31 protein-coding genes are annotated in these 25890 nt (G+C 67.3%); 20 read left to right on the plus strand and 11 right to left on the minus strand.

All coding sequences use genetic code 11. The features are described from left to right. Positions 1 to 49 precede the first annotated feature (49 nt). The gene (locus DEJ25_RS09650) at positions 50 to 925 is read left to right on the plus strand and encodes an SMP-30/gluconolactonase/LRE family protein (protein WP_110905018.1); all 876 of its coding nucleotides are present in this window, start codon (positions 50 to 52) and stop codon (positions 923 to 925) included. A gap of 97 nt (positions 926 to 1022) precedes the next feature. Then, positions 1023 to 2129, plus strand: a complete 1107-nt coding sequence (locus DEJ25_RS09660) for an alpha/beta fold hydrolase (RefSeq protein WP_146240649.1) — start codon at positions 1023 to 1025, stop codon at positions 2127 to 2129. Positions 2130 to 2250: 121 nt separating this feature from the next. On the opposite strand, the gene DEJ25_RS09665 is transcribed toward DEJ25_RS09660, so the two are convergent. From DEJ25_RS09665 to DEJ25_RS09680, 4 genes are all read right to left on the minus strand, one after another. Beyond that, positions 2251 to 3051, minus strand: a complete 801-nt coding sequence (locus tag DEJ25_RS09665; protein ID WP_110905016.1) for an SDR family NAD(P)-dependent oxidoreductase — start codon at positions 3049 to 3051, stop codon at positions 2251 to 2253. A gap of 13 nt (positions 3052 to 3064) precedes the next feature. After that, positions 3065 to 3571 carry a Dps family protein gene (locus DEJ25_RS09670; protein ID WP_110905015.1) on the minus strand — a complete coding sequence of 169 codons (507 nt, stop codon included), beginning with the start codon at positions 3569 to 3571 and terminating at the stop codon, positions 3065 to 3067. A 108-nt stretch (positions 3572 to 3679) separates the two neighbouring features. After that, positions 3680 to 4195 carry a MarR family winged helix-turn-helix transcriptional regulator gene (locus tag DEJ25_RS09675; RefSeq protein WP_110905014.1) on the minus strand — a complete coding sequence of 172 codons (516 nt, stop codon included), beginning with the start codon at positions 4193 to 4195 and terminating at the stop codon, positions 3680 to 3682. A 172-nt stretch (positions 4196 to 4367) separates the two neighbouring features. Beyond that, positions 4368 to 4925 (minus strand): NADPH-dependent FMN reductase, encoded by a 558-nt coding sequence (locus DEJ25_RS09680; protein WP_111044544.1) that lies wholly within the window; start codon positions 4923 to 4925, stop codon positions 4368 to 4370. 126 nt (positions 4926 to 5051) lie between these two features. On the opposite strand from DEJ25_RS09680, the gene DEJ25_RS09685 reads away from it, so the two are divergent. Next, positions 5052 to 6692, plus strand: a complete 1641-nt coding sequence (locus DEJ25_RS09685) for a glycoside hydrolase family 13 protein (protein ID WP_111044545.1) — start codon at positions 5052 to 5054, stop codon at positions 6690 to 6692. A 122-nt stretch (positions 6693 to 6814) separates the two neighbouring features. Beyond that, complete coding sequence (locus DEJ25_RS09690) at positions 6815 to 7210, plus strand: hypothetical protein (protein WP_111044546.1); 396 nt, start codon at positions 6815 to 6817, stop codon at positions 7208 to 7210. A 10-nt stretch (positions 7211 to 7220) separates the two neighbouring features. Here DEJ25_RS09690 and DEJ25_RS09695 read toward each other — a convergent pair whose 3' ends face one another. Together DEJ25_RS09695 and DEJ25_RS09700 are read right to left on the minus strand one after the other, a co-directional pair. Further along, complete coding sequence (locus DEJ25_RS09695) at positions 7221 to 8309, minus strand: site-specific integrase (protein WP_111044547.1); 1089 nt, start codon at positions 8307 to 8309, stop codon at positions 7221 to 7223. Further along, on the minus strand, positions 8306 to 8818 hold the full coding sequence (locus tag DEJ25_RS09700; protein WP_146240650.1) for a helix-turn-helix transcriptional regulator: 513 nt from the start codon (positions 8816 to 8818) through the stop codon (positions 8306 to 8308). Before DEJ25_RS09700 ends, DEJ25_RS09695 begins: the two co-directional genes overlap by 4 nt. Before the next feature lie 95 nt (positions 8819 to 8913). Here DEJ25_RS09700 and DEJ25_RS09705 point away from each other — a divergent pair, with 95 nt between their 5' ends. From DEJ25_RS09705 to DEJ25_RS09740, 10 genes are all read left to right on the plus strand, one after another. After that, complete coding sequence (locus DEJ25_RS09705; protein WP_111044549.1) at positions 8914 to 9099, plus strand: helix-turn-helix domain-containing protein; 186 nt, start codon at positions 8914 to 8916, stop codon at positions 9097 to 9099. Between the two features lie 98 nt (positions 9100 to 9197). Next, positions 9198 to 9569, plus strand: coding sequence for a hypothetical protein (locus DEJ25_RS09710; protein ID WP_146240651.1), 372 nt, complete (start codon positions 9198 to 9200; stop codon positions 9567 to 9569). After that, entirely contained in the window at positions 9569 to 9751 is a 183-nt protein-coding gene (locus DEJ25_RS09715) for a hypothetical protein (RefSeq protein ID WP_111044551.1), read from the plus strand. The genes DEJ25_RS09710 and DEJ25_RS09715 overlap by 1 nt, the downstream gene beginning before the upstream one ends. Before the next feature lie 64 nt (positions 9752 to 9815). Then, positions 9816 to 10505 (plus strand): hypothetical protein, encoded by a 690-nt coding sequence (locus DEJ25_RS09720; protein WP_146240652.1) that lies wholly within the window; start codon positions 9816 to 9818, stop codon positions 10503 to 10505. A 54-nt stretch (positions 10506 to 10559) separates the two neighbouring features. After that, the gene (locus DEJ25_RS09725) at positions 10560 to 11141 is read left to right on the plus strand and encodes a hypothetical protein (RefSeq protein WP_111044553.1); all 582 of its coding nucleotides are present in this window, start codon (positions 10560 to 10562) and stop codon (positions 11139 to 11141) included. 502 nt (positions 11142 to 11643) lie between these two features. Further along, positions 11644 to 12918 carry a hypothetical protein gene (locus DEJ25_RS09730; RefSeq protein ID WP_111044554.1) on the plus strand — a complete coding sequence of 425 codons (1275 nt, stop codon included), beginning with the start codon at positions 11644 to 11646 and terminating at the stop codon, positions 12916 to 12918. Between the two features lie 513 nt (positions 12919 to 13431). Continuing rightward, positions 13432 to 14529 carry an acyltransferase gene (locus tag DEJ25_RS09735; protein ID WP_181427398.1) on the plus strand — a complete coding sequence of 366 codons (1098 nt, stop codon included), beginning with the start codon at positions 13432 to 13434 and terminating at the stop codon, positions 14527 to 14529. A gap of 335 nt (positions 14530 to 14864) precedes the next feature. Further along, positions 14865 to 15386, plus strand: a complete 522-nt coding sequence (locus tag DEJ25_RS16410) for a hypothetical protein (protein WP_146240653.1) — start codon at positions 14865 to 14867, stop codon at positions 15384 to 15386. Beyond that, complete coding sequence (locus DEJ25_RS16415; protein WP_146240654.1) at positions 15370 to 15930, plus strand: hypothetical protein; 561 nt, start codon at positions 15370 to 15372, stop codon at positions 15928 to 15930. Before DEJ25_RS16410 ends, DEJ25_RS16415 begins: the two co-directional genes overlap by 17 nt. After that, positions 15920 to 16369, plus strand: a complete 450-nt coding sequence (locus DEJ25_RS09740; RefSeq protein WP_146240655.1) for a hypothetical protein — start codon at positions 15920 to 15922, stop codon at positions 16367 to 16369. The genes DEJ25_RS16415 and DEJ25_RS09740 overlap by 11 nt, the downstream gene beginning before the upstream one ends. Before the next feature lie 192 nt (positions 16370 to 16561). Here the strand turns inward: DEJ25_RS09740 and DEJ25_RS16420 are convergent, their stop codons facing one another. Together DEJ25_RS16420 and DEJ25_RS09750 are read right to left on the minus strand one after the other, a co-directional pair. Next, entirely contained in the window at positions 16562 to 17137 is a 576-nt protein-coding gene (locus tag DEJ25_RS16420; RefSeq protein ID WP_146240656.1) for a hypothetical protein, read from the minus strand. A 31-nt stretch (positions 17138 to 17168) separates the two neighbouring features. Next, positions 17169 to 17786, minus strand: a complete 618-nt coding sequence (locus tag DEJ25_RS09750; RefSeq protein WP_111044558.1) for a hypothetical protein — start codon at positions 17784 to 17786, stop codon at positions 17169 to 17171. Between the two features lie 535 nt (positions 17787 to 18321). Here DEJ25_RS09750 and DEJ25_RS09755 point away from each other — a divergent pair. After that, on the plus strand, positions 18322 to 18588 hold the full coding sequence (locus tag DEJ25_RS09755) for a TM2 domain-containing protein (protein WP_111044559.1): 267 nt from the start codon (positions 18322 to 18324) through the stop codon (positions 18586 to 18588). A 4-nt stretch (positions 18589 to 18592) separates the two neighbouring features. Here the strand turns inward: DEJ25_RS09755 and DEJ25_RS09760 are convergent, their stop codons facing one another. Then, a complete protein-coding gene (locus tag DEJ25_RS09760) occupies positions 18593 to 18883 on the minus strand; it encodes a hypothetical protein (RefSeq protein ID WP_111044560.1) in 291 nt (96 codons plus the stop codon). 79 nt (positions 18884 to 18962) lie between these two features. Further along, a complete protein-coding gene (locus DEJ25_RS09765) occupies positions 18963 to 19679 on the minus strand; it encodes an Ltp family lipoprotein (protein WP_258366466.1) in 717 nt (238 codons plus the stop codon). An 82-nt stretch (positions 19680 to 19761) separates the two neighbouring features. Here DEJ25_RS09765 and DEJ25_RS09770 point away from each other — a divergent pair, with 82 nt between their 5' ends. Then, entirely contained in the window at positions 19762 to 20631 is an 870-nt protein-coding gene (locus DEJ25_RS09770; RefSeq protein WP_111044561.1) for a hypothetical protein, read from the plus strand. Between the two features lie 13 nt (positions 20632 to 20644). Here the strand turns inward: DEJ25_RS09770 and DEJ25_RS09775 are convergent, their stop codons facing one another. Next, positions 20645 to 20911 carry an excisionase family DNA-binding protein gene (locus DEJ25_RS09775; RefSeq protein ID WP_146240657.1) on the minus strand — a complete coding sequence of 89 codons (267 nt, stop codon included), beginning with the start codon at positions 20909 to 20911 and terminating at the stop codon, positions 20645 to 20647. A 545-nt stretch (positions 20912 to 21456) separates the two neighbouring features. Here DEJ25_RS09775 and DEJ25_RS09780 point away from each other — a divergent pair. The 4 genes from DEJ25_RS09780 to DEJ25_RS09795 all read left to right on the plus strand — a co-directional run bounded on the left by DEJ25_RS09780 (position 21457) and on the right by DEJ25_RS09795 (position 25833). Then, positions 21457 to 23349, plus strand: coding sequence for a DUF11 domain-containing protein (locus tag DEJ25_RS09780; protein ID WP_111044563.1), 1893 nt, complete (start codon positions 21457 to 21459; stop codon positions 23347 to 23349). A gap of 111 nt (positions 23350 to 23460) precedes the next feature. Beyond that, positions 23461 to 24102, plus strand: a complete 642-nt coding sequence (locus DEJ25_RS09785) for a DUF308 domain-containing protein (protein WP_258366276.1) — start codon at positions 23461 to 23463, stop codon at positions 24100 to 24102. Then, on the plus strand, positions 24099 to 24362 hold the full coding sequence (locus DEJ25_RS09790) for a hypothetical protein (protein WP_110905010.1): 264 nt from the start codon (positions 24099 to 24101) through the stop codon (positions 24360 to 24362). The genes DEJ25_RS09785 and DEJ25_RS09790 overlap by 4 nt, the downstream gene beginning before the upstream one ends. Before the next feature lie 88 nt (positions 24363 to 24450). After that, the gene (locus tag DEJ25_RS09795; protein WP_258366278.1) at positions 24451 to 25833 is read left to right on the plus strand and encodes a DHA2 family efflux MFS transporter permease subunit; all 1383 of its coding nucleotides are present in this window, start codon (positions 24451 to 24453) and stop codon (positions 25831 to 25833) included. Positions 25834 to 25890 lie beyond the last annotated feature (57 nt).

The following is a 25890-nucleotide window of genomic DNA, read 5'->3' on the forward strand; positions in this document are numbered from 1 at the left end:
GCCGGTCGGCTGAACCCCGGCGGACCACGGCACCGGTAGACCGGAGGACATGACGACGAGCGCCACTGCCGGTCCTGCCACCGTGTTCTCCGACGTGCAGGTCACCCTCGCCGAGAGCATCGTGTGGGACCCCGACCAGGGGGTCGCCCGCTGGGCGGACATCCCGAACGGCACCCTCATGACCGCGGACGCGGACGGCCGGGTGCTGCGCACCGCCGAGCTCGGCCCGCCGCTGGCCTCCTTCCAGCCCAGGGCGGGCGGCGGCTTCGTCGCAGCACAGGACGACACCGTGGTGCTGACCGACGACGAGGGTCACGTCGAACGACAGCTGGCGAGCGTCGAGCACGCGAACCAGGAGATGCGCTTCAACGAGGGCAAGTGCGACCCGTTCGGACGGTTCCTGGTCGGCAGCATGGACCCGACGGACGGACCGCCCGCCGGGGTGCTGTACGCGTTCTCGCCGGACGGGTCGGTGCGGGTCCTGCGGACCGGGTTCGGCACGACCAACGGCATGGAGTGGAACGACGACGGCTCCGAGATGTACGTCACCGACACCGACACGGAGACGATCTACCGTGGCTCCTACGGCCCGGACGGTGTCCTCGGCGACCTCGTGCCGTTCATCCAGGGGTCAGCACACGACGGGCTCGTGCGCGACGACGCGGGCTGCTTCTGGGGCGCGATCTACGGCGAGTCCCGGGTCGAGCGCTACGGCCCGGACGGCACGCACCTCGAGACCGTCGAGATCCCGGCGCCGAACGTGACCTCGGTGGCGTTCGGCGGCACGGACATGTCCCTGCTGCTCGTCGGGACCGCGCGGGAGAACATGACCGAGGAGCAGCTCGCCCGGGCGCCGCACTCCGGTTCCGTCTTCGCGGTGCCGACGAGCGTGCACGGCCGTCCGGCCTTCCCGTTCGGCGGCTGAGTCCTGCCGTAGTCGACCCGGGTGCGGACCGGCATCGCGGGGACGGTCGCACGGCCGCGGTAGCCTGGGCGACCGCCAGTGACCGCGAGGAGCGCCAGTGAACGACGTGCACCACCCGGGGGGCCCCTTCCCACCCGGCGCACCCGACCCCGGCGGTGCTCCCGCCCGCACCACCGACCCGGCCCTCGAGGTCCGCGTCCACCGCGTCGCCGTCGACGGCACGCACGTTCGCGTCGGTTCCTCCGGGCAGCCCGGTGACCGTGCGTTCGTGCTCGTCGCGGGACCCGGCATCGCGGAGACCTCCCCCGAGCGGCTCGTGTCGCACCTCGACGGGAACGGCCCGGTGCACGCGCTGGACCTGCCGGGCTCCCCGGGAGTGCCGTGGTTCCGGGGAGCCGTCTCGATCGAGCGCTACGCCGATGCGGTCGAGCAGGTCATCGACCACCTCGGGTTGCACGACCCGGTGCTCATCGGTCACTCGATGGGAGCGCAGGTCGTCGTCGAGGTCGCGGCCCGTCGACCGGACGTCTCCGACGTCGTGCTCTTCAGTCCGGTCCTCGAGCCGGGTTCGCGGTCGGTGTGGAAGGCCACGATCCGGTTCCTGCGGTCGGCGGTGCACGAACCATCCGCGGTCCGCTGGCACGGGGTCACCACGTCCGCGCTCGGTGGGTGGCACTGGTTCCGCACGCTGTTGCCGGCGATGATCGCCTACCCCATCGAGGAACGCGCCGCCGACGTGCAGGCACACACCCTGGTCGTCCGCGGCGAGCACGACGCGCTGGTGCCACGCTCCTGGATCCGACGCCTGGCCCGGGTGCTCCCGTACGCGGTCCTCCGAGAGGTCGTCGATGGTGGGCACTCGGTGATGCAGGCCCGGGCCGACGCGGTCGCACGGATCGTGGTCGCGCACGTCGACGGTCGTCTGCGGGACCGTGGCGTCTCGTCCCTGCAGCGTGTCCGTGACGACTCGATCGCGTCCGACCTCGACCGCCTCAGCGCGACGGACCGCTGGCTCGTGGTGCGGTCCCGCTTCCTGCAGCTCATCGGCAGGGCGGAGCGCGACGACGAGCAGCTCGGAGCGGCGGAGCAGTCGCACGTCGGCGCGACGACGGACGGAGACGGGGCGCCGGTCGTCCCCGGGGTCCGCCGGACAGTGGCCGACACGGCCCATCCCCGGCCCCGCGGCGACCGCCGCCCGTTCTGACCCGCGGGCGCACGGCAGGCCCGTCACCGGTTCCGCAGAGCCGGTCACGGGCCTCTCGTGTGAGCGTCCCGACCGACCGTCGGCGGCATGCCGACCGTCTGTCCAGGGCGCACGCGTGCGCTCAGATGGTGGCGACGGAGCCGGAGTCGACGCGGTAGTTCGAGCCGTTCACGAAGCTGGCGAGTTCGGAGCAGAGGAACGCCACCACGTTCGCGACCTCTTCCGGCTCACCACGACGCTTGAGCTCCAGGTACGGGCGCTCCTCGTCGAGGAAGCTCGAGATCGCCTCGTCGAACGACGTGCCGAGCTGCTTCGCCCGCTTGTCCATCATGGCGTCAGTCATCGGGGTGTGGATGAATGCCGGGGAGACGGTGTTCACGAGCAGCCCCTCCTTCGCGTAGGACCGCGACAGGCCCTTGGCGAACGACAGCACCCCGGCCTTCGCTGCGCAGTACGGCAACTCGTCGTCGTACGGTTGCGTGGCGTCTTCGGACACCAGGTAGACGATCCGCCCCCAACCGCCGTTCCGCAGGTCCCCGATGAACTCGCGGGTGATCCGGACCGGCCCCATCAGGTCGACGTCGAGCGTCTCCTGCCAGCCGGCCTCGTCGATCTCATGGAACATCCCCTGGGCGCCGGTGACGCCTGAGGACTGCACCAGGATGTCGATCTCGCCGACCGCGTCCCGCACCTGCTCGTGCAACGCGGCGAGGCTCTCGGCGCTGCGGACGTCCGCAGCGAACGCGTGGAGTCTGCCGGGCGGCGCCTCGAGCTGGTCGGCGCTGGTGTCGAGTCGGCTCTGCTCGATGTCGGTGACGACCACGGTGGCACCCTCCGCCAGGAGGATGCGCGCGGTGTTCCAGCCGATGCCGGAGTCACCGCCGAAGACGAGCGCGGTCTTGCCCTGGATCCCGAGGTCCACGTGTGGCCCGGACTTACTCGTGCTCAGATGCTTCGGCCACCGCGGCGGTCGTCGCGCTCGCCAGCGGCGTCCGGGGGGCACGGTTCTCTGCACTGACCATCCAGGCGAGCTGCTCGAGGCGCTCGATGAAGCCGTGCAGCAGGTCGGCGGTCGTCGGGTCCTCGTCGTCGACCTCGTCGTGCACGTCGCGCATGGTCGCGGTGGCCTGGTAGAGGCGCAGCGTGACCAGGTCGATGGCATCGTGCGTGAGCACCTCGCCGTCGGGGAACGCGTCGAGGTGGGTGCCGGCAGCGACGGTCGCGGCACGGCCGTCCGGGACGGCGTAGAGCGCGCGCATGCGCTCCGCCATGTCGTCGGCGAACTCACGAGCCGCGTCGACGATCTCGTCGAGCTGCAGGTGGAGGTCACGGAAGTTGGTGCCGAGGATGTTCCAGTGGGCCTGCTTGCCCTGCAGGTGCAGGTCGATCAGGTCGACGAGGACCTTCTGCATGTTGGCGGCGAGCTTGTCCGATGCGTGCATGTGACGACTCCTTCTTCGCGGGACTGACCCTTCTGGTCTACGCGCTCCGCGACGACGAGTTCCCAGTGGGTGTCGAGGAACCGTGGCCCGGGCATCCCGACCGGGACGTCAGTGCGCGACGACGGGCGGGTCGACCTGGTCGACGGCGATGCGCATCTCCTCGAGGAACATCGCGACGACGCGGGCGTCGGTCGAGGACAGGTCCTCGGCGATCTGCATCATGCGGCGGTGCATGATGCCGAGCGTGGCCCGGACCTCGGCGTCGGTCTCGGTGGTCGGCACGATGATGAGCCCGCGGCGGTCGGTGGGGTGCGGCTCACGACGCACGTGCCCGCTCTTGACCAGACGGTCGACCAGGATCGTCGTCGAGGCGGACGAGATCTTGAGGTAGGCGGACAGGTCCTTCGGGCTGACCGAGCGGCCGGCGCGCTGGGCCTGCAGCAGGTGGCGGACCGCCAGCAGGTCCGTCTCGCCCATGCCCATCGAGTCACGGGTACGGCGGCGCATCGCCGTCTCGGAGGCCCGGTAGCGACGCAGTGCGTTCAACACGGCGACACCGCGCTGGGTGGCGTCGTCGTCCGGGAACCAGTAGCCGGACGGCTCCTCGATCTCCTGCGTCGTCATCCGATGATGGTAATCCGTCTGGTGACGAGGCTGCCGAACGATCTCCTGGACATGACGGACGGGAGGCTGCCCACCCGCTGGTGGGGAGCCTCCCGTCCGTCGTCGGTCGTGCTGGTCCGTGTCCTGTCCTGTCCCGTCGTGTCGGTTCGGGTCCGTCGCGACGTCGGGTGGGCTACGCGGCGACGGACTCGTCGGCGGCGTCGGCGAGCGCGGTCAGGGCGCCACGGACGAGGCCGACGACCTCTTCGTCCTCACGCGGGTGCGTCTCGGCGAAGCGGACGACGGACTGCGGGATCGCGACCTTGACGTCCTCCAGGACCTTCGCGCCCGCGATGCCGGCGGCCTTGCGGGCGTCGTCGTGGGCCCAGACGCCGCCGTACTGGCCGAACGCCGACCCGATGACCGCGAGCGGCTTGCCGGAGATCGGCGACGAGCCGAACGGACGCGAGGCCCAGTCGAGTGCGTTCTTCAGCACGGCCGGCATCGTGCCGTTGTACTCGGGGGTGACGAGCAGGAGGCCGTCGGCGGCGGCGACGGCCTGACGGAACGCGACCGCAGCGGCCGGCGGGGTGTCGCCATCGATGTCCTCGTTGTAGAACGGCAGGTCCACGATGCCGTCGAAGACCGAGAGCTCGATGCCCTCTGGAGCGTGCTGGACGGCTGCCTCGGTGAGTTTGCGGTTGATGGATCCGGCGCGGAGGCTGCCCACAAGGGCGACGATCTGGGTCATGACGTTCCTTCTGGTCGTGATGGTTCGACCGACAACCAATCCATCCCGCGCGGGATTCCCGCGCTGACCAGGCGGGCGTGTCCGGGCCTCCCGACACGCGGAGCAGCCGTCGGTAGTGTCGGCCAGGTGACCCCGAGACGCACGCCGAGCGACACGCCCCGCACCACCGACCCGAACTGGTGGCGGCAGGCCGTCGTCTACCAGGTGTACCCGCGCAGCTTCGCCGACTCGGACGCGGACGGCATCGGGGACATCGCCGGCGTCACCAGCCGGGTGCCCTACCTGGCGGAACTCGGTGTGGACGCGCTCTGGCTCTCGCCGTTCTACCCGTCGCCCCTCGCCGACGGCGGGTACGACGTCGCCGACTACCGCGACGTCGACCCGAAGCTCGGTTCCCTCGATCAGATCGACGAGCTCATCCACGCCGCCCACGAGCACGACCTGCGCGTGATCGTCGACCTCGTGCCGAACCACACCTCGGACCAGCACGAGTGGTTCCGTGCCGCGCTCGCCGCGGCGCCCGGTTCCCCGGAACGGGCGCGCTACGTCTTCCGCGAGGGTGCCGGGACGGACGGCGAGCAGCCGCCGAGCGACTGGGTGTCCAACTTCGGCGGCAGCGCCTGGACCCGGGTCCCTGACGGACAGTGGTACCTGCACCTGTTCGCGCCGGAACAGCCCGACCTGGACTGGTCCAACCCCGAGGTCCACCAGGACTTCGAGCACACCCTGCGCTTCTGGTCCGACCGCGGGGTCGACGGATTCCGCGTGGACGTCGCGCACGGGCTCGCGAAGGACCTGTCGGAGCCGTACCGCCCGTCGAACGAACAGCAGCTGCCGCTCGACGGCTCAGACCCGCTGTACGACCGCGACGAGGTGCACGAGATCTTCGCCGCCTGGCGGAAGGTGCTCAACAGCTACTCGCCGCCCCGTGCCGCGATCGCCGAGGCCTGGGCGCCGGCGCCCCGCCGCGTCCTGTACGCCCGGCCGACCGAGCTCGGGCAGGCGTTCAACTTCGACCTCCTCGAGGCGCCGTTCGACGCGACCGAGTTCCGCACGCTCATCGCGCAGAACCTGGACGGAGCGCAGACCTCCGGGGGCTCGAGCACGTGGGTGCTCTCGAACCACGACGTCGTGCGGCACGCCACCCGGTACGGGCTGCCCGACGGTACGGACACCGACGAGTGGCTGATGACGGACGGGCAGACGCCGCCACTCGACCGTGACGGGGGACTCCGACGCGCGCGGGCTGCGACCCTCCTCGTCCTCGCGCTGCCCGGGTCGTCCTACGTGTACCAGGGCGAGGAACTCGGCCTGCACGAGGCGCCCGCGATCCCGCACGACCAGCTGCAGGACCCGAAGTGGCCCCGGACCGGGCACACCGTCAAGGGCCGGGACGGCTGCCGGGTGCCGATCCCCTGGACCGAGACCGGGCCCTCGTTCGGCTTCGGTGACGCCGCACCGCACCTGCCGCAGCCGTCGGACTTCGGCGCCTCGAGCGTCGAGGCCGAGGACCGGGTGCCCGGTTCGACGCTGTCCTTCTACCGGGAGGCGCTGTCTGCCCGTCGGCGCCTGCAGCAGGGCGAGGAGCTCGAGTGGATCGAGACGTCGTCGCCCGAGGTGGTCGCGTTCGCACGGCACGACGGGTGGCGGTCGTACACGAACTTCGGCGCCGAGCCGGTGCCGATGCCCGAGGGGGCGGTCGTGGTGACGTCCGCGCCGCTCACCGACGGCGAGCTCCCCGGGCACACCACCGTCTGGGTGGCGTAGTCCCGGGAGGGCCGCCCACCCCCTGACCGGCTCCTCCTGCACAGCAGCCAGGCTCACGGCATCGCTCCACAGGCCGTCGACCAGGCCGCGGGGGGTGAACCCGGCGACGCCACGATCGTGGCATGACACATGACACGAAGCGCACCGGTCCACCTCCCGTCCCCGCACCTCCGGACGTCCGGCCAGGGCTCCGTCGCCGGGCTGCTCGACGGGGGCTGCGGCGTTGGGCAGCCGGGGCGGCGGTCGCCGTCGCTCTGGGCGCGGCGACCCCGCTCGGCGTCAACGGGACCGCCGCGGCGGACGATCTCACCTTCCCGTTCTCGACCGGGTTCGCCACCGCGGACGGCGGCACGCTGAGCGGTGACGCCCACATCGTCGACGGTCGACTCCGCCTGACGGACGCCGTCTTCAACGCTGCGGGTGCCTGGGCGATGGACGACTCGTTCCCGTCCGACCGTGGACTCGACATCGAGTTCGACTACGCGATGCAGTCTGCAGACGCCCGTACTCCCGAGTGAGGAGGGGTGCTCACGCCCCGCAAGTCCGCACCTGGTCCGCAAAAGCCGTCGTCGATGCCAGCAGGTCGGCCGCGGCTGCTCGCGTCCGGTCCGCAGCATCCGGGAACAGGTGGGCGTAGATGTTCAATGTGATGGACGGCGACGCGTGCCCCATTGCTCGAGAGACAGACACAGCGTCGAGGCCTGCCCGAATCAACCCGGAGGCGTAGAAATGCCGGTAGTCGTGCGGCGTGATGCCCTCGACGCCAGCGGCCCGACACGCCTTCTCAAACCAGCGGCGCAAAGCGTCCGGTGACGGCGGGCTACCAGGCAAGAACCATCCGCCGACATGCTCGCCGACCTCAGTAAGGTGCGCAGACAGCCGCAGGGCCAACTCAGACGGCACTGGCACGACGCGCTCGCTGCCGTGCTTGGGCGGGCACACCTCACGGACACCGCCCGGTCGGTTTTGGATCTGGCGCGCGACGTGGAGCTCCTGCTGCAACCAGCGCACGTCGGCGGTCTGCACCGCTGCGCCCTCACCGATGCGCAGCCCAGCGAACGCCATGACGTCGAGCAGCGGACGCAGGAACGGCTCGGCAGCCTCCCGTACGGCCTGAACCTCGGCCGGGGTTGGGATGCGCATCGTGTGCTCGATGCGACGGACGGCGGGTAGGCGCAGGCCCTTCGTCGGATCCGTGGCGAGCGCGCGGTCGAGCACGGCCGCCTTCAGCACACCGCCTACGTAGCGCACCCTCGTCTGGATCGTCGAGGCAGCGAGGTTCGACTGCATGGCCTTGACCCACGCTTCCGCGTGCGACCGTCGAAGCTTCCCGAAAGGCACGTCTCGGAAGGTGCAGGAGTCGACCGCGTAGTCCGCATTCCTGCGCGTCCCAGCCGCCCACACCTGCATCGGTGCCCACTGCGCGTAGAACGTGGCCAGCGTCACCTTCGACGCGGCCGGCGCAACGTACGTGCCCGTCAGTCGGGAGGATGCGACCTCGTCCAACCAAGCCTGCCCGTCACGCTTGCGCTCGAAGTGGCGGGAATGTTCCTTGCCTTCATCGTCTCGGTAGCGTGCCCGCCACTTACCGTCCGGCCGCTGGCGGATGCTGCTCATAGTCCCGGTGCCTCGTTCCAAGCTCTCTCGAGCTCGGCAGGGACGTTCGTAGCAATCAAGGCATCGAGCCGTCGGACGACCTCCGCATGGCGCTCCTGCTGGCTTGGAGTCATCTCTGACGCTTCCCGGTTCATCAGCTCGTCCCGCACCTTGCGGGCCTCCAACCAGTTCCAGCGGACGTGTCCAACCTGCGCAAGCACTGTTTCCATGAAGTTGTGCACCATCTCGGCGAGCTCATTCGCCGTCAAGATCTCGCGATCAATCTTGCCTGTACTGGTCATCTGGTCGACCGACGTCTGGAAGATGCGGGCGTACGCGAGAGCCTCGTTCATACGGATCGGCCGCTGCAACTTCTCAGTGCGTGACACGGTCATCGAGTTGGCGTAGTCAATGCCCTCGCTACGCAGAGCGTCTGCCATCTCTCCGAGAGTCCACCCACGTTGCTCCCGCCTGCGCGCGGCCTCGTGAGCGAACGCGATCTCGTGCGGGGAGTACTTGTCTTCAGCCACGTCCCACACTCTTTCACACTTGTGTGCTTGACAGCCAACGTTTCTGAGGTCACACTGGCGTTAGTTGGTCGCAACGAATTTGTGAAGGAGTCGAGATGACGACGAAGTTGCTCACCATCGAGGAAGCCGCGCCCCTCGTACGGAAGACCGAAACCGCCATGCGCTGGTGGATCCGACAGAAGACCTGCCCCATCAAGGTCGCCAAGATCGGCGGTCGCCTGTTCATACGCGAGTCCGACATCGCGAGCTACATCGAGGCGCAGTTCGCGGAGGCATCGTGACGAGAGCGCGGTCCAACCAACGCGAAACCAAAAAGGCCCCCGACCAGAGCGGCAACTCGGTCGAGGGCACCATCCACAACATCCCCGCAGGAGACACCATGAACAAGACGATCGTCACGGTAGCAGACGCCCGAGACATCCACTGGCACGACATCGACAGCTCAGCCGTTGTCCTCGTGCCATGCACCGAGGCCGGTTGCTACAGCTACGGAACGCCGCACCTCCTTACCTGGGGGGACCTGCTGCAGCACAAGGCGTCCGTCGTCACTGCTCAAGACACCCGCATAGAGGTCATCAAGTACGCCGCCTCCGAGGAGATCCCTGAGGCCGAGTCCAACTGGTACGTCGCTGGCTTTCTCGTCGACGACGACGTCCCGCTCACTCCCGAACGCCTGGCCTTCTTCATCGCGCACTACAACAGCGCAGTGGCGCTCGCTGCTGAGCTCAACGCCGCTGAGGTGCCCTGCTAGTGGGTGCCGTAGCGGTGAAGGGCGGCAACCCGATCGAAGTGTCCGCCGCCGTCGGGTCCGTCGAGCTCATGGTGTCCGCCCTCGTGACACGCCTCGACAGCAACCAAGCCCGTCGGCTCGCCGTCTGCCTGATCGAGGCCGCATCCGACGCCGACAACCCCACCACCGCCGATTGGCCGTGACCCAGACCGGGGTGCTGCCGGTTCCCCCTGCCGGCAGCACCCTCACCCACCGAAGGGAGGGGAGATGACCGATTCGCGACTCCGAGGCGAATGGCTGAACAACATGCGGTTCGACGAGCTCACGGACACAAGCTGGCGGATCTTCACAGCTGCTCTCATGTGGTCCAACGAGAACGGCACGGACGGCTTCATCCCCACCCGCTACCTCAAGATGCTCCACCCAGACGGCGAGAAGCAAGAAGCCATCGACGATCTCGAGGCGCTCAAGTTCTGGGAACGCCAGGAGGACGGATACCTCCTGCGCGACTGGGCCGGCGCTCTTGGCCAGTCGACCTCGACCGAGGTTGACACGTACAAGGCCAACGCTCGTGAACGTCAACGTCGTTGGCGCGAACGAGAACGGCAGAAGACGGCCAAGCGTGTCGGCTTCAACAACTCAGAGAGTGACGTAACGCGTTACGAGACGAGTGACGTGACGCAGAACGTAGGCACAGGCACAGGCACAGGCACAGGCACAGGCGAAGGACAGGCCCAGGACAACGAAGGTGACTGGTTCGTTGACAACGAGACAGGCGAGATCACTGACCCTGCTCCTTCCGTCCCTGCCCCCTCGGTGACCACCTGGGATGTGACACCGATCGGACAGTCCCTGTGCAGGGTCCCTGGCTGCTTCGTCGATGTCGAGGGGATCAGGACGGGTGTCTGCCCATCTCAGGACGACGCGCACAACAACTACAGAGCCCAGCCCGACTGAGCCGCCGCATGACCCGTGACTGCGGCCACAACTCAACTCATTAGGAGAACCAGCATGTCCAGCAACATCTCGCAGAAGTACACAGAAGAAGCCCTCAAGCTGCAGACGCGGTACTCCCGTGAAACGGAGCAGGTCCGGGGGGACTCCCGTCTCAGTGCCGCCGGGAAGCAGGAAGCCCTCTCCATCCTCTGGTCCGACACCCGGAAGCAGATGGACGCCATCACAACCGGCCGGCGAACCGAGCTCGAGCAGCGGCAGAACCGCCTCAAGCAGCAACTGTTCGGACTCAACAGCATCGACCAGCACGACCCCGCGAAGGTCGCACTCATGCGTGACTCGATCGACAGGGCCATCCGATACGAAGACGCCAGCATCGCGACCGCAGCACTCAAGGCCGCACGTCAGGCCGGCGACACGCTGCTTGTCAAGGCGATCGTGTCAACCGCGTTCGACCAGTCCTGGTACGGCCTCATCGAGGAGTACACGGACCTCGAGCCCGATCGATACAGCGAACTCAAGGAACTGCACTCCATCACGAGAGACATCGACGGGACCGATCAGGGACAGGCGCTCTACGTCGCCATGTCGACAAGCCTGCCGAAGCCCGACGAGCTCTCCGGCTTCAGCGAGCTGTAGGACTTCAGCGGCGCGGAGCAGCGACCGCGCAAGACAACCGTGACGGCCGGGAGGAGATGGGGGAGACCCCCTCCCCTCCCGGCCACGGCCCCCCCAGAGGTATAAAGCCGATATCTCCCTGGCATTTTTCCCAAAGGGCCCAGAACGCCGCGACAGGGCGGCTGCGACCGGCTTTCGTCCCCTCTCCGGACCCTCATCTCACTAACCGGTGCCTAACACCGCACGCGGCTACCAGCCACGAGAACCGTTTCATTCTAACCAGGAGGTCATCATGGGCAAGCCCCTTCTTCCATCCGTCGATTCGGACACAAAGCAGTTCCCAGACGCCGTACGGGCGCGACTCGCGCAGAACCTGACCGACCCAGATACCCCCGAAGGTGCTGCGGTAGTCCTCAACTCTCGGAAGCAGCGGCCGACCGGGGACGCCTTCCTTGGCGCAGCCGTCGCGCTCGCGGAAGGCAACCAATCGTTCGCGATCCAGGCAACCGGTGACAGCACTACCGTGCCCGATACCGCCTGGTTCCGGCTGCTCGCCAACTCCGTCGCCGCGCGCTTCCCGGCACTCGTTCACCACTACCGGAAGTGGAACGAGACGACGTCGGACTTCGACCAGCCGGTTGTCCTCAGCAGCCCGGCTGACGCTATGCGGCGCGCGCTCGTGATGGCACCGGGCACGTCGTCGCAGCGGTCCGGCCCGCAGTCGGTCGGCCCGAACGTGACCGGTGACCTCGACGCGCGCGTGAACCTGCGCATGCCCAGCTACGTGCCCGGTGAGACGCAGGCCATCATCGGGAAGTCGACCAACGACGCGTCGCGGTCGTGGCTGCTCCTGATCAATCCCACCGGCACGCTGCGCTACAGCGCCTACAACGCGGACGGCAGCACACTGGTGGACAAGAGTTCCAGCGCTCCCGTGGCCCTGGCGGACAACACAGACGCGTGGGTGCGCGTCGTGCACGACGTCGACAACGGCGCGAGCGGCAACGACGTGAAGTTCTACACGTCCACCGAGGGCGTGACCTGGACTCAGGTCGGGACGACGCAGACCACGACGGGCGTGGTCGCCCTGAACCCGTCGAGCTCGCGCTACATCGTCGGACACCGCGGCAGCAACTCACTGACGGCCGGCACGAGGATCTACGCCATCCAGGTACGCGACGGCATCAACGGCCCGAACATCGTGCCGATCATGCCCGAGCACTGGGCGCGTTCGATCGGTCAGTACGAACCGACCCTCGAGGGCACTCCGGTCGTGACCTGGCTCATGTCCGGCCGCTCCGGCGGAGGCCTCGGCTACGACTACCAGACCCCGTTCGACACCCCTGCGGGCACCACGGCGAGCTACCTCACCCAGTACATGCGGCACATGTCGCCGAACTACGGGCAGCTCGCTACGTTCTTCAGCAGCAGTCACAACGACTACCAGGTGCGGAACGCGCTCTGGGCGTCGCGACTGTCCGCGTGGGTGACGGGTGTGACCGCAGACAAGCCGACGAGTTCCCGCATCGTGCTCACGCAGAACCCCCGCACGGTGGCGGACCCCGGCACTGATGGGCATCGGGCACGCCGTGCTCTGACACTCGCCTGGGCTCGTCAGTCCGCCGGCATCGACGCCATCGACACGTACCAAGCGTTCCTCAACGACGGACGTGCGCTCAGCACGCTCGTTAACCCCGCTGACGGCGTGCACCCGACTGGCCCGGGCTACCAGGTGTGGGCCACCGCGATTCAGTACGAACTGGACGCAGCCCTCTCGCGAGTCACCCCGACGCCATAGCGAGAACGGCAGGGGCCCCTTGACCTCCTTCGGGAGGTCAAGGGGGCGTTCGTCATTTCGCCGCCCCTGTGATCCCATCTTGAAGCCTCACCATCGTGGGGTTGACTTCGATGATGTCGAGTACCGGCGTGTTCCGGTGCTCGGCGCACTTCTCCGCCGGGTGGGCTACGCGATGGGCTTCGACTGAAGATCGGGGACGACGTCCGCATCTGCCACCACGTCACCATCGGTCGGAAGCGTCTCGATGGGACGTACCCCGGCCACACGTACGTCGGAGACGGGGCGATCCTCTGCACCAGTGCCGTGATCCTCACGGGAACCGCAGATCGCCACATCGGTGCCCGCACCTGGGGCTGACCAAAGCGCAAACCGACAGACCCCCTTGGGTTCCTCCGGGAACTCAGGGGGTCTTCTCGTCATCCATCGATGCTGCGAGTCCTGCTAGATTCAGCGCGATTCGATCAGTGGGGGCAATGAATGACGTCCGTCGACACCGAGCCGCACCGTGCTCGCTTGGACAGCCTGACCGGACTTCGGTTCTACGCGGCATTCGCCGTGCTGCTTTGCCATGCAGTGCCACGGCTGGCTCCCGTGCCAGTTCTCTCGGAGCTGTCGGAGATCGGGGCAATCGGCGTCGGCTTCTTCTTCGTCCTGTCGGGCTTCATCCTCGCGTGGACATGGCGGCCCACCGACCGGACTTCGCACTTCTGGGTGAAGCGGTTCGCCCGCATCTACCCACTGCACCTCGCGACGCTCGTCGCCGCCGTGGTGCTCGCGTCATTGACTGGCGCGAACAACTGGATGAGTGTCGCTGCGTCGGTGCCGCTCCTGCAAGCGTGGGGTCCGGAGTCGTGGCGCGCCGGCGGGAACGGCCCGAGCTGGTCGCTCTCGGTGGAGATGTTCTTCTACCTGGTGTTTCCGTTCGTCATCCGCCCCCTGATGCGGACCAGCGGTCGGCATCGGCTCGTGATCGCTGCTGCCGTGGTGATCGCGATGGCCGTGTGGAACGCTGGCTACTTCGGCCTGACTCGGCTCGACGTGCCGAACGCTGCGATCGTCAGCTCATACACGAATCCGTTGTACCGCTTGGGAGAGTTCGTGCTCGGCATCATCGTCGCGGGTGAGTTCCGTGCTGGCTGGCGTCCGAGGGTTCGCCTGGGGTACGTGGTCGCCCTCGGAGCGGCCTGGTACGCGCTCCTGGCTCTGGCGAACTCGGTGCTTGCTGGGCGGGTCGGGCTGAGCACCCTCCCGTATGGGCTGCTCGATCTGGCGTTCTTGCCGGTCTCGGTTGCGCTCATCGTGGCGGCAGCGGCCTCGGACTTGTTCGGGTTGGGAACAGGCCTCCGCGGTCGTGTGCACGTAGCGCTCGGGCAGTGGTCCTTCGCGCTCTACCTCATCCAGATGCTCGTCATCACCGCCGTAGTGCACGTTTTCGGTGAAAAGAGTTCAACCGGGACGGGCCTGCCGCTTCTGGGGTGGGTCATCGTGACCTGCGTCGCCCTGTCCGGTGCCGTCTTCCGGTTCGTCGAACGCCCTGCCGAACGCATGCTGCGGCAGGCGCTGCTGCCCCAGCGGGGGCCAGGTTTGACTACGGCTCCACCCCGCGTGTGAGTACATCTAGGGACGGCTCACCGGGTCCTTTCGCCATGCATAGAACGCCTGCTTCGTGAAGCCCAACACCCGGCAGGCCATGATCGACATCCTTCCAGCGAGGACCAGATCCTCACAGGTCAGGAGTCAACCGAAGCTGCAGCAGTCCCAGGCCAGCGGCGAGTGGCGCTACAGCACCGACGGCAAGTCCAAGCCGCTCGACCTGCTTGGTGCGGCTTCGTCGGAGTGGCAGGGCATGTGGCGGTATGGCTCCCCACCGCGGATGCCCGCATTGCTCCTCTCAGCCTGCTGCGTCATACTGAATCGATGTGCTCAGCTGGAGGCCGGGAGTGGTGATGCGGAGCTTGTTCATCCACGGGGCTGTCCACAAGGTCTGGTTCAGCGTTCGCGAAGACGGCTCGCAGCCCGCCCAAGAGTTCCTTGCCACTCTAAGTAGGGGCACCTGGGAAGCCGATCCGGACCGTCAGGACGGCGATCCGTGGCCGGACGAAGCGCAACCTAATGACCGCGCCGTTCTCGTTCGAATCATCACCGCCTTCGCAAATAAGGGTGTGCCGGACAGTACGCGGCAGGTGAACGACCTAGAAGACGGCCTGTGGGAGTTCAAGCGTGCGGCTAAGCGAGTGACTTTCTACGACACCGACGGCAAGGGTGCTTGCGTGACGCATGAGCGGGTTGGGAGTCGTGCTGAAGGGCACCGCGGGGAATCCGATGAGATGTGGCAGTATCCGATTTTCGCGGAGCAGATTCGACTCGGATTCTGCTTTGGAAAAACGGGCCGTTATTCAGGCGATGATAACATCGACGAAGCAATCGAAGTCAAAGAGGAGGATCTGGCTTATGACCGAGCAGCATGAAGGTGCAAGCTTCGTCGAGCAGATTGAGTCTGATCCTAGAGGCCGAGCGGAGCTAGCGCTGGCAGAAGCGCAGTTGAAGCTTGAAGAACTGTTTGAACGCGTGATAAATGATTCGGGTGCTCTGGATTACGCGGGTATCGCTAAAACCCTCGGTGTTCCTGTAGATCGTGTGCAGCGCGTTTTTTCTGGCGAAGATACCTTGCGCTTCGAGGCTTTCGTTCGATACCTAAGTTTGCTTGGTCGGTCCGTCAAAATCGAACTCGTAGCCAAACGGGACCCCTATTGCTCTGTTGTCGATCATTTTGAGCAGGTGGGCGCTTCTCCCGCCGGCGTTACCTCAGTGCATTGGCACCGTGAAGCTGCTGACCCCGCGCTCGAGGCCATCGGCCCCCTTCGGTACACCGGTACGCACGAGCCATCGACGGGGATTAGCTACTACGACGTCGCTCGGATAAGGTTCTCCGCCGACGCCTACCAGTTGGGGACCGATGCGGTCGGCCGCCATAGCGATCGAAAGGCTCGTAGGGTGCGCAGTGGAATCTGACCTCAAGCTTCTTGACGTATTCCTCACGGATATGAAAGCCAGCCGTGGAGTTGCGATACCGGTGGGGCGTTCGACGGCGCAGATTTCGGTAGCGGTTTCGGATCTCAACTTTGAGACTGAAACGGTTGTGCAGGTTGGTTCCCGCTTCGAAATAGTCATACAGGGCGAAGATGAGGAAGAGCCTCACTGTGAGGTCTTGACCGAGTACGTAATACGCGTGAATGTTGCTAACCATCCCGGGGTGGCTGAGTCGAGAGACAAATTCACTGAACTGGTGCACGAGTTCGCGCTCGAGAGCACTTTCTCGATGCACCGTGACAGGATTATGGAGGCGACCATGCGTATGGAAGTGCCCATTTTCAGGCTTCCTGTAACGCTAGAAGAAGTTGAGAACCGGGCAGGTGAAAGCTACGAGTCCGACTCGTCGCCGACGTCTTGACCACTGGCTAGTTCAGATCTCGCCCCGAGAGGGCGTCGCGCCACGGCCACGCGCGCGGCGGCCCCCGCGACGCCGCATTCGACGAGGACGGCCGGTTGAGCCCGACGCGATGACGCAGGGTCGGCGGCTTCAGTGCGACGACATGCCCCTCGGGTTTTTTTGGGAGCTCGAGGGTAACTCTCGTCGATGCTGCTACGAACGTCGGACCGTCGCGGCGGCGAGCAACGTCAGCGTGTGATCGGGGTCCAGCTGCCACTTATCGCCGTACGCGTCGACGAAGGTGAGGCGGAGCGGTAGATCGGCCTCGTCATCGGCAGCAGAGTCATTCTCCCAGATAAGCCCGCCGTCCTGAGCGGAACTCCCCGCAACCCGGCCGATGTACTGCCTCGTCATGAGGCCAGTCACGTCGCGGCGGCGTTGCCATTGACCGTCGCTGTCTACCTGCACCCACTCTACGGTCACCGAGAAGACTGTGTTGGCGGATTCGTTCACGATCGACGGGGTGTACGTTGCGCGGCCCGTTCCTGCCTGAATACGCTCCCGCTTTACTGCTAGTCGGACGGACGCGGCCTGCCGTGCCGCGCGATGCTCGAGTGCATCTTGGCGCTCCCGCTGATCGCGTTCGTGATCACGATTAATAGATCGGCGATTCGTCTTCATGGTCAGGATGAGAGCCCAAACTGTTGCGCTGCTGATCACCAAGTTGATTGCGACCGTTGTCCAGCCCGATGCAGTGTCGGGCGCGAAGGGGGAGTCAGCAATGAGCATGCTTGGAGCCTAGTGCGGCACTGGAAGCTGGCTACTCGCGAAAAGGGGCGGCGACGATGTCGTCGCGCAGCTCGCGGAGACCTTCGGCTGCCACCTGGGCCAGCGGAATGAGGATGCGGACGGGGTCGGGAACTTGGTCGTACAACGGCGGGAAGATGGCGAGCAGTACGTCACTGAAGTCGCGCTCTGGCAGTCCGAGATGCACTCCACCTTCGATGTTCGAGTAGTGTTTGACGATCTCGCGCACAGTCAACGCCACACCCCGCCAGGACGCCACTGGGGCAGACATGAACTGCTTGGGAGACCGACGCGGGGAGTTCGCGCCGCCGACGAGTTCGTCACGCCCGAACTGCAGAGCGATACGCCATCCAGGCTGGCCCTCCACCTGGGTTGCGGGAACGAACGGGTTTAGATGAAAACCGACGGCGGGCTGCTGACGGTTCCTCCGAACTGCTTGAAGCAGAGGCTCCGCGTCAACGAAGAGCTTGCGCAGAAGGGGAGCCAGACCGAGGACGGTGTAGCGATCCTCAGACAGGAGGCGTTGCTCGACGTCCGCGACGGTCTTGAGAAAGAGCCATTCGGTCAGGATCCGTCGAGATGCCTCGGGGGAGACCGTAACGAATCGTCCGCCTGTGAAATCTTCGCCCATGCCTTGGGAACATAGAGGCAGGAGTACGGCGTCGGCAAGACGTCGAGAGGTCCGGGATCGAGCCCCGGGAGTCTGGTTGATTCGGGTGAGAGAGCGAGTGGCAGTTCAGCAGTTAACCCCCCGCCTAGTGCGGGGGGCTGTCGTCTACAGAGGCCGTATTGCCTCCCGCCACACCCAGGCGGTCTCGGCAGCTTGCCCGAAGCCCCACTCGACGAGAACCGCCCGATCAGTCCACGCGATCACGTGCGCGTCGACCTCGAGGACGCGATCCGGGAACTGCAGCCATGCCAGCACAGGGTCGGGTTCTGTCAGGTCGTAGACGGGGCCTCCGTACGCCGTTTCGGGCAGGGACAGCGCCGGACCCAACGACCACCTGTCACGCCGTCTACGAGCCACAGCGAGACGGTAGCGGGGACCCTCCGACACTGATGGCGGCTGAACCACCCCACCTTGGGGGCGTCGCTTCGACGACGCTGCGCCGATACCTTCCCGGAGGTGGGGATCGCTCACCAGTGACCCAAGCAGGAGACCCCACATGACCAGCACCGCCCCCGCCACCACCCCCGAGCAGGCCTACACGAACGCCCGCCCGCAGAAGCACATCGGCACCGCCTACAAGTGGATCTACTTCTTCGGCGTCGTCGGCGCACACCGCTACTACATGGGGAAGATCGGCACCGGCATCCTCTACACGTTCACCCTCGGGCTCTTCGGGATCGGCGTCCTCGTTGACGTCTTCACCCTCGACGGGCAGGTCATCGACGTTAACGAGAAGAACTCCGTCGCGCCGTCCCTGCGATAGCTAGTCAGCGGACGTCCCGGTCGAGCTGACGACGGAACACGTAGTCACGGTCGACCAGGACTTCCTGCAGCCGTCCCTGCCATGAGGTGTGCACCAGGACCGCCACCTCAGATGACGCCACAGCAAAGCACTTCAGGTGCAGCTTCTCGGGGATCTGCTCGAACTTGATGTCAGCCCACACCGGCTGCGGAGGGTCGATCGGAGTCAAAGGGCCCGCCAGCTCGGGGTCGAAGCCGACCGGCTGGTGCAGGGTGACGTCCTGATGCTCCGGGGGAGACCATTGATGCTCAGCCATGCGGTGATGATGCCGGGTGCCGGTGACAGAGCCCCGCCAGCGAAACGTCGCTGGCGGGGCTCTGTGGTGCGGTGCGAGCTCAGTCGTTGAGGTGCTGCACCGCGAAGTCCGCCTGCTCCGGCGTGAACTTGTCGGCCATGTCTGACGTGAGCTGGTCACGGATCGCCTCAGGCGACATGCTCATCGTCTCCTGGTAGCTCTTCGCGCTAGCGAGAGCGTTCGCGTTCCAGTCAGCCTTCACGTGCTTGACGGCGTAAGCCGCAGCCTCAGGAGAGAACTTGTCGGCAACGTCAGAGGTCAACTGAGCGCGGATGCCCTCCTTCGACATGTGCATCGTGTCGGAGTAGCTCTGGGCAGACCGCAGTGCAGAAGTGTATTCGGCCGGTACGTCTGACGCCGAAGTGTCTTCAGAGGGTTCTTCGGACGGGGCAGCAGCATCGTCAGTCGCAGCCGGCGCGTACTTCTTCTTCAGCTTCACCGTCAGCGTGATCTTGTCGCCAGCCTCTATCGGCTCGCCGGCCTTCACGCTCTGCTTCGTGACCTTCCAGTGCGAAGCCATGATCACCGGCCCGTGCGCCTTCGGCTTAAGCTTCACGTCGAAGCCCTCCTCGCTCAGAAAAGCGCGAACCGTCTTCGCCGATACCCCGACCACGTTCGGCATCTTCACACCGTCATCGGCCGCTTGAGCTGTCGTCGCGGTACCGAACACGAGCCCGCACCCGACGAGGAGCGCCATGAGCACCCGAATCAGGTCGCGGGTGCGAGTTTGGCGCTGTGAGTAAGTGGAGGTCCCCATGTCGCCATCCTCCCGGACAAGCGACGCTTGCGCTTGCCCCTGTTCGGGCTGAGGAACGAGAGACACCTGAGACTATGACGGCATGGCATCGCTGTCAGACGTCAAGCTCGGGCAGACCTGGGCGTACCGCACTGCCCTCGACTCTGCGCAGTTCCACGAAGCTGTCGTCCTCACCGTCGGCGACAAGCGACCGCCGCGCGTGCGCATCGAGCTCGTCGACGACCAATGGCAGGGCGAACGCCGCTGGGTGTCGCCCGCACGACTAGAAGCATTGTGGGACGACCGGCACGAGTACATCGAGCTCGACCGGAAGTTCCAAGCCATCCGCAAAGAGTGGGTGTCGTCCGGGGACCTCCACGTCGTAGAGCACATCTTCCTGCGGCTCGTGCCCATGCAACTCGCGGAGTTCAACTGCGACCGTGCCGGCACCACTGTGGTCCTCGACGTTCCCGGCCTAGCAGCGCACCTGGGAGTCACGCAGGAGGAACTGCGAGCTTCCCCCGGCTTCGTCCACGATCAGGTGCTGCACGTTCCCTGGACCACAACCACATTCATCGCGCGAACAGCCGCGCAACGCTGGCCGCATCGCCTGCTCGGTGAGATAGAAACCGAGGAACGCCAGCTCGCCGAAGACTCGATCAACGGCACAACGGTCACCGACTGGGACGGCAACGACCACAACCTCAGCCCGGACGAAGCACGCGCCCAATTCGAGAAGCATCGCCGCCCCTACCTCGACAAGCTCCGCGAGTACATCGGCGTAGAGCGGGCCGACACCCTGCTGGAGCGACGCGACCTGCTCCGCCGGCTCGGGCAAGCTGCCAGCGTCGCCGGGCGAGCACTCGACGTGCTCGAACCGACGCAGAAACGCATCGTCGCGAAGCTACGGGAAGAGCTCGAGGGTGCACTCGATGGCGTGGACTTCCTTCCACCGAGCGGACCGACGCCGTAGGCGTTCGCCAGTGCTACCAGCGCTGTTGACCACGTCGGTCCTCTTCGCGCAGGCGTCGTAGCGAACGGTCCGAGATGCCCCACGGGTTCACGCTCGGTGGCAGACGCTCGACAATGTTCTCCTTCACATACGTCTCGAGTGCCTCCCGGGGGAACAAGTACTGCCGACCCGCCCGGATGTGACCCACCTTCTTTTGATGCGCCATCCGCCGCAGCTTCTCCGGCGTCATCTTCAAGTACTCGGCAGCCGTCTCAAGCGAACTCACGTCGTCCAAATCCATGCTCACAACGCTTCCTGACGTCCCGGACCGCGTCTAGTGGCGACTCGCCGCGCCTGGCTGACCAGACGGGGGACTTAGCGCCCGAACGGTCTGATGCCCAACACACGCCCACACTCCTGGACGTTCAATCAGTCGCGACGCTGGTGTCCTACGGTCCGATCATGGACGAGAACGCAGTCGATGTAAGTGGCCTCGCCGTGCTGCTGAGCATCTCTGAGTGGAAGGCGCGAGAGTTGGGCAAAGACCCCCTCTTCCCCTCATTTCGCGTCGGCCGTCAACACCGTTTCTGGCCGAGCGAGGTGCGCGAGCACTTAGCGCGACCTCGCGACCCCTGGAAGCAATCAGCCCGATCACTCGGCCGAAAACGGAAGCGTGATGGCCACGCCCCTTCGCAGCTGCGCGGTAGGCGCTCCTAGTCCGCAGGCAGTCCGCAAAAGCCCCACCACGGGGCTACTTCCGGCGCATCTCACCGACGGTCAAACCCGTGTGGTTCCGCCACCCACACGCATCTGCACCACCCAGCAACACCCAAGCACGACTACGCGATGTACACCGAGGACGCGCAAGGGGCGGACGGCCTGCTCCTGTCCCTGGCCGACGGCTCCGTGCCACCGGGTGTCGGCGCCTACGGTGCCGCCCTCGGGTACTCCTGCCGGGCCGCGGACACCCAGGGACAGTCGACCTGCACGCTGCCCGGTCTGCCGGGCGCGTTCGCTGCCGTGGCCCTCGACCAGTACGGCAACTTCTCGCTGCCGTTCAACGACAGCGGCCCTGGTCGCACCCCCGACACCGTGACGATCCGGGGTTCCGGTGACGGCACGACCGGGTACCGCTTCGTCCAGCACGCCGTGATCGACGGCGGGGTGGCGACCGGTTCCCGGGTCCCGCGGAAGGTGCGTGTCGTCCTGCAGCCCGAGGACGACGGCCTGACCCTCACCGTCCGGCTGTCCTTCCCGGGCGGTGCCGACCGCACCGTACTCGACCACGTGCAGTTGCAGGGCCCGGGCCAGGCGCCGCTCCCGGAGACCCTCCGGCTGGGTTTCACCGCGGCCACCGGGTCGTTCCGGAGCGTGCACGAGATCGACGCGCTCCGTGTGGCCCAGCCCGCCGACCTCCGTGTCGAGCACGACATGCCGCCGGTCGTCGCCGGGGACCGTGTCCGGTACACCGTCACGGCGTCGAACGTCGGGGTGAACGCATCCGACCCGAGCCCGGTGACGGTGGACGTCCCCGACCAGCTCCGTGACGTCACGTGGACCTGCAGCGTGCCCGGCCCCTCGGCCTGCCGCGACGCGTCGGGGAGCGGGGACGTCTCGACCGCGGTCGGACTCACCCGCGGTGCCGCGGCGACGATCATGATCGAGGGGCGACTCGACCCCGGGGCCTCCGGTCAGGTCACGAGCACGGCGACGATCGACACCGCCCCCGGGTTGTCCGACACGAACCCGTCGGACAACACCTCGCGGGCTGCGGCACCCGTTGCCATGATCGCCCAGGTGTCGACCGACAAGAGCGTGACCCCGGGACAGGTCGAGCCGGGGGACGAGCTCGAGTACACCGTGACCGCACGCAACGACGGTCCGTCGACGGCGCGGGACGTGGGGGCCGTCGACGACCTGCCGGCGCAGCTGACGTTCGTCGGTCCGGGTGGTCCAGGTGGCTCGGGTGGCTCGGGTGATGCGTGCACGGCTGCGGGGCAGCGGGTGACGTGCACCGGCGGCGGGGACCTGGGGCCGGGACAGGAGCACGCCTTCCAGTTCCGCGCGCGACTCGACCCGGGGTACTCCGGAGACGGTTCCGACGTGGTGAACGTGGCCACCGGGACTTCTCCGACCGACCCGGACGGTGGCGAGGAGTCGCCGGAGGTGCCGATCCAGGTCGTCGACCCGGACGAGCCGGGTGAGCCGGACGGGCCAGGTGAGCCCGATGGGCCAGGTGAGCCTGATGGGCCGGGCGAGCCGGACGGGCCCGGTGACCCTGACCGCCCGGGCGGGACCGGAGGGCCGGACGCGACAGCGACGCCGGGCACTGGCGGGCTGCCGGGCGCGGTCTCCGGACCGGGCGGACCGAGTGCCTCGACCCCGGCGGGCACCGAGCCGGGGCAGCCGGCACCGCCACGGGCGGGCGCGCTGGCCTACACGGGAGTGCAGGGACTCGCGCTCGTGGGGCTGGCCGGGCTCCTGCTGACGAGCACCGGGGTCGTCGTGTGGATGCTCCGCCACCGCCGGACCCAGGACGGAGCGGAGTCCACCGAGTCGTGGCAGGTCACCGAGCAGAGCGCCGAGTCCGGTCATCTCGCCGAGACGGGCCAGTGCACGCAGGCGGGCCAGTGCGCGGGATCGGGTCAGTGCTCCGAGACGGCCCTGTGCTCTGAGACGACCCTGTCCTCCGGATCGGACCTGTTCTCGGAGTTGGCCCAGCAGGCCGGACGGGGGTAGGGCGCCGGCGGGGTGGGTGCACCGCCCACCCCGCCGCGGTCCCGCCGGACAGGTGCCCACATCGACGGCGGTAGGATCGACCGTACGAACCGACAGCCCGAGAGAGGTCCCGTGTCCCACTCCGTGGACGACGCCGCGCAGCGAGCACGGTACTGGCCGGTCCCGGTCCTCCGGGCCGTTCCGGCAGCCGTGATCGCGATGGTGATCACGTTCTCCCCGAACCACTCGGCCGGCTTCGGCCTGGTGCTGTTCGGTGTCTTCGCCCTCGTGGACGGCGCGGTGCTCGCCTGGGGCAGCGCGTCCCGACTCCCCGGGGACGACCGCTCACGACGCTCGGGTCTCGCGCAGGCTGCGCTCTCGGTCGTGGCCGGTGTCGCGGCGCTCGCGTGCAACGGCCTCGGACTGCCGGCGTTCATCACCCTGGTCGTGGCGTTCGCCGTCCTGACCGGCGCACTCGAACTGTCACAGGGTCTGCGGGCCCGTCGGCGCTCGCCGTTCGCCCGCGACTGGACGACGGTCGGCGGCCTCACGCTGTTGCTCGCGATCGCGTTCCTGCTGACGCCGCCGGACTACTCGCAGCAGCTCGGCGGGGTGGAGCGGGTGACCGGCACCCTCGACGCGTCGATCGTCCTGGTCGGTCTCCTCGGCGCCTACCTCGCCATCGCGGCGGTCTTCCACCTGATCGCCGGCCTCTCGCACAAGTGGGGAACGGCTGCCCCGGCGGTCGCCCCGGACGGAGCACCACACGCATGAGCACCCCCACCCGCCGCGACCGTCTGCGTCCCGCCGAGCTCCTCGGGATGTCCGCCGTGATCGCGGTCGTCGTCGGGCTCGTCGTGCTGATGTCGACGCGTGAACCCACGCTGTCCTTGATCTTCTTCGGCGTGAGCTTCGTCGTCGTGGTCGTCGTCATGGCCATGCTCCAGCTGACCTCGACCACCGACCAGGACGACAACGACATGCTCGGCGGCCACAACACCCCCGGACGAGGAGACGACGACGGCTTCCACTGAGTCCACGACCCGACGAACCACGTCGGGATCGCACCGGCCCGAGCAGGGTGATCCGCGCCTCCCGGCTCGCTACCGGCACCGGTACCTGATCCTCGCGGTCTGCTGCATGAGCCTGTTCATCGTGTCGATGGACGCCACCGTGGTGAACGTCGCACTGCCGTCCATCGGCCGCGAACTCCACAGCACGATCTCCGGCCTGCAGTGGACCATCGACGCCTACACGCTCGTCCTCGCCAGCCTGCTGCTGCTCTCCGGTTCGACGGCGGACCGCATCGGCCGGCGCACGACGTTCCAGGTCGGGCTCGCGCTCTTCACGGCCGGGTCGCTGCTGTGCTCGCTCGCCCCGAGTGTCGGCTGGCTCGTCGTCTTCCGCATGGTCCAGGCGGTCGGCGGGTCCATGATGAACCCGGTCGCGATGAGCATCATCACGGCGACCTTCGACGACGCGAAGGAGCGAGCCCGCGCCGTCGGCGTCTGGGGTGCGGTCGTCGGTGTCTCGATGGGCGTCGGACCGCTGGTCGGCGGCGCGCTGACGGACACCGTGGGGTGGCGGGCGATCTTCCTCATCAACGTCCCGATCGGGATCGCCGCGGTCGTGCTGACGTTCCTCTTCGTCCCGGAGTCGCGTTCGCCGAAGCCGCGGAAGCTCGACCCGCTCGGGCAGGGCATCGTCATCGTGCTGCTCGCGAGCCTGGTCGGCGGTCTCATCGAGGGTCCGCGCCTGGGCTGGGCATCGCCTGGCGCGCTCGGACTCTTCGTCCTCGCGGCCGCGGCGCTGGTCGCCCTCGTGGTCGTCGAGGGGCGCACCGCCGAGCCGCTGATCGACCTCCGGTTCTTCCGGAGCATCCCGTTCTCCTCCGCCGTCGGCACCGCACTCGTGGCGTTCGGTGCGAACGGGGCGTTCCTGTTCCTCAGCGCGCTCTACCTCCAGGAGGTCCGGGGGATGACCCCGTTCGAGGCGGGCCTCTGGACGCTTCCCTCCGCCCTGATGACGATGCTCGTGTCGCCGATCTCCGGCCGGCTCATCGGCACCGTCGGTACGAGGGTGCCGCTCGTCCTCGCCGGCATCGGGATCGCCGGTGCCGGTGCGGTCCTGACGACCGTGCAGGCGTCGACGCCGATGTGGGTCCTCGTGGCGGCGTTCGTGCTGTTCGGCTTCGGGTTCGGCATGGTGAACGCACCCATCACGAACACCGCGGTGTCGGGGATGCCCCGCGCCCAGTCCGGCTCCGCTGCCGCCGTCGCCTCGACCAGCCGGCAGACCGGGGTGTCGCTCGGAGTCGCCCTCGCCGGGACGGTCACGGGAGCGAGCGCGGTCGCGACGGTCGGGTCCGGGTTCGCGGTGGCCACGCACCCGATGTGGTGGATCGTCGTCGGGATCGGCGCGGCGATCGTCCTCGTGGGCTTCCTGTCGACCACGGCGGCCGCACGACGGTCCGTCGAGAGCATCGCGCCGCTGCTCCGCGGCTGACGCACGGGCGGTGGTCCCGCTCGGTGCGGCCACCCGGCGCTGGGACGCCACCGCCCG

Source organism: Curtobacterium sp. MCPF17_011, from assembly GCF_003234145.1.
Taxonomy (GTDB): domain Bacteria; phylum Actinomycetota; class Actinomycetes; order Actinomycetales; family Microbacteriaceae; genus Curtobacterium.